This is a genomic window from Candidatus Coatesbacteria bacterium, from assembly GCA_014728225.1.
In the GTDB taxonomy this organism is placed as follows: domain Bacteria; phylum RBG-13-66-14; class RBG-13-66-14; order RBG-13-66-14; family RBG-13-66-14; genus WJLX01.
Map to the genome: position 1 here is coordinate 1 of WJLX01000013.1, position 2723 is coordinate 2723.

Genomic DNA, 2723 nt, shown 5'->3' on the forward strand with positions numbered 1-2723 from the left:
GAACTGGCACGGTTTTTGCGGAGGCGGACCGTTATCGTCGGCCGTAACGGTCGCCGAGATGCAAAAACCGTGCCAGTTCCGGGGCGCGGCGGTTCAGCCGTTGTCGGTTTTTCGCAGTACCGCGCCCGGGTCTTCCGGGCGGAGGTGCGCTCCGCTTGAACTAGACGGGAGCCCTTTTCTCATGGCGCTGATCTTCGGTTATCGGCCCGTCGTCGAGGCCCTGCGCGGGACGCAGGAGCTGTGCCGGTTGTACGTTCAGCGCGGCAAGAAGGGGCTGGAGCCGCTGGCCGCCGAGGCGCGCAAGCGCGGTGTGCCGGTGAGCGTATTGCCCGAGCGGGAGCTTAAGCGCTTGTGCCGCGCAGCGCGCCATCAGGGCCTGGCCGCCGAGGTCCAGCGCCGGGACCATACGGTCGATGATCTGGTCGAGTCGGCCCGGGTTCGCGGTGAGGAACCGTTCCTCGTCGTCTGCGATCATCTGGAGGACCCTCATAATCTCGGTGCGGTGCTGCGCAGCGCCGAGACCGCCGGTTGCCACGGCGCGGTGATCCCCACCCGGCGGGCGGCGCCGATCACCGGTACGGTGGTGCGAGCCGCCGCCGGTGCCACGGCTCATTTGCCCGTCGCCGTGGTCAACAATCTGGCCCAGGCCGTGCGTCGCCTGACCGAGAACGACGTCTGGTGCGCCGGTTTGACCGGCGAGGCCCAGATGACCATCTACGAGGCCGACCTGACCGGGCCGTTGGCTCTGGTCGTCGGCGCCGAGAATCGGGGGGTCGGCCACGCCACGGCGCTTGCCTGTGACTACCTGGTCAAGATACCCCTGTTTGGCGCCGTGGAGAGCCTCAACGCCAGTGTGGCTTTCGGTGTGGCCGTTTTCGAGGCCGTACGCCAGCGCCGCGGCTATTAGCGGCCGTTGACCCACCCCAACCCGATACCGGAGGGTAGTTCGTGAGCGATCAGCCGATCCGTTTCGCCAAGCGCCTGGAGGGCTTCGGCCGTCAGACAGGCTTCGAGATCAAGCAGCAGGCCCTCAAGCTCGAGGCCCAGGGCAGCGATATCATCCATCTGGAGGTCGGCGAGCCCGACTTTCCCACGCCCTCCAACATCGTCGCCGCGGCCAAGGCTGCGCTGGACTCGGGCCAGACCCACTACGCACCCTCGGCGGGCCTGCCCGTGCTGCGTCGCGCCGTGGCCGATCACGTGGCCCGCAAGTACGACAACGATATTGCTCCCGCCGAGGTGGTCATCGCCCCCGGCGCCAAGCCGTTGATCTTTTTCAGTCTTCAAGCTCTGGTAGATCCGGGTGAGACGGTGCTCATCCCGGATATCAACTTCCCGGCCTACGAGGCGGCGGCCCGGATCATCGGCGCCCGGATCGACACCTATCCCCTGCTCGAGGAGAAGGGGTTCCGACCGGATCTCGACGTTTTCCGCGACAAGGTTGCCGGCAACGGCCCCCGTCTGGTGATCCTCAACAGTCCCCACAACCCCACCGGCGGGATGCTGACCGCCGAGGACTACACCGCCATCGCCGAGATGGCCCACGAGCACGACTTCTGGGTGCTCTCCGACGAGATCTACTCGGCCATCGTCTACGAGGGCGAGCACGTTAGCGCCCTGTCCGAGAAGGCCTTCAACGGTCGGTTGATCATGGTCGACGGTTGGAGCAAGGCCTTCGCCATGACGGGTTGGCGCCTGGGCTACGGGGTGATGCCCGCCGCCCTGGCCAAGAAGCTGGCCACCCTGACCACCAACTCCAACTCCTGCACCTGCACCTTCAACCAGTACGGCGCCCTGGAGGCCATCGTCAACCCGATCAGTTGGGAGGCCGTCGACCAGATGCGCAACCAGTTCAGGAAGCGCCGCGACTACCTGATCCCCGAACTGCAGAAACTGGGCTGTTCCAACGTGGTCAACCCCAAGGGCGCCTTCTACGCCTTCGCCAACCTCAAGAACCTGGGGCTGACCAGTCGGGAGATCAACGACCGTCTGCTCAACGAGGCCCACATAGCCGCTCTCCACGGGACGGCCTTCGGCGAGGCCGGCGAGGGCTACATCCGTTTCAGCTTCGCCAACAGCCTGGTCAACCTGCAGAAGTTCATCGATCGTTTCAGCGCCTGGATGGACAAGAACTGCAACGAGTGCGTCAACTGACGCGGCCGCGACAGGCCGGTTTGAGCTTGGACGGACCGCTCGGGCGGTCCGTCCTCAACACTTACCGTCGCGGTGTTCGGTTCTGCGATACAACCGGCCGCCGCGTTCTGGTAAAATAGAATAAGTCAACGTCTTCGACCACCTCAGACCCCGGAGTGACCATGCGCCGCCGCCTGTTGCTGATTGTCGTCCTCGTTATCGCAGCGACCGTTCCGGCTCAACAGCCAACCGGAGCGCCGGCGCTGGAGGAATTGACCGCGGGGCTGGATCGGCCGATCGAGGAGAAGATGGCCGATTTTTCCGAGCGGGTCGAAGAACGGCGCGCGCAGCGAGAGGACGCCGCCGAGGCCGCTGCCGAGGAGCTCGCAGAGGCCGATACCGGCGAGAAGATCGAACAGGCCACCGAAGAGGTCGGCAAGGCGCTGGGGCCGGTGAGCACCATCTGGGAGTGGCTGACCAGCCTGCCCGGCTACTGGGAGGCCCTGTTGGTCGGCGGCGGCTGCTTCGTCGTGCTCAACCTGCTTTACTTCTTCGTCATGCTGGGCATCAAACACCTGATGAAGAAGCGC

At 65.4% G+C, this 2723-nt stretch carries 3 protein-coding genes; all 3 read left to right on the top strand.

Going from position 1 to position 2723, the window contains the following annotated elements; all coding sequences use genetic code 11:
* The first annotated feature begins 58 nt into the window (after positions 1–58).
* Positions 59–907, top strand: coding sequence for a 23S rRNA (guanosine(2251)-2'-O)-methyltransferase RlmB (rlmB, locus tag GF399_01365; protein MBD3398963.1), 849 nt, complete (start codon positions 59–61; stop codon positions 905–907).
* A gap of 41 nt (positions 908–948) precedes the next feature.
* A complete protein-coding gene (locus GF399_01370; GenBank protein MBD3398964.1) occupies positions 949–2154 on the top strand; it encodes an aminotransferase class I/II-fold pyridoxal phosphate-dependent enzyme in 1206 nt (401 codons plus the stop codon).
* Between the two features lie 161 nt (positions 2155–2315).
* On the top strand, positions 2316–2723 hold a 408-nt coding region (locus GF399_01375), incomplete at its 3' end, for a hypothetical protein (GenBank protein MBD3398965.1).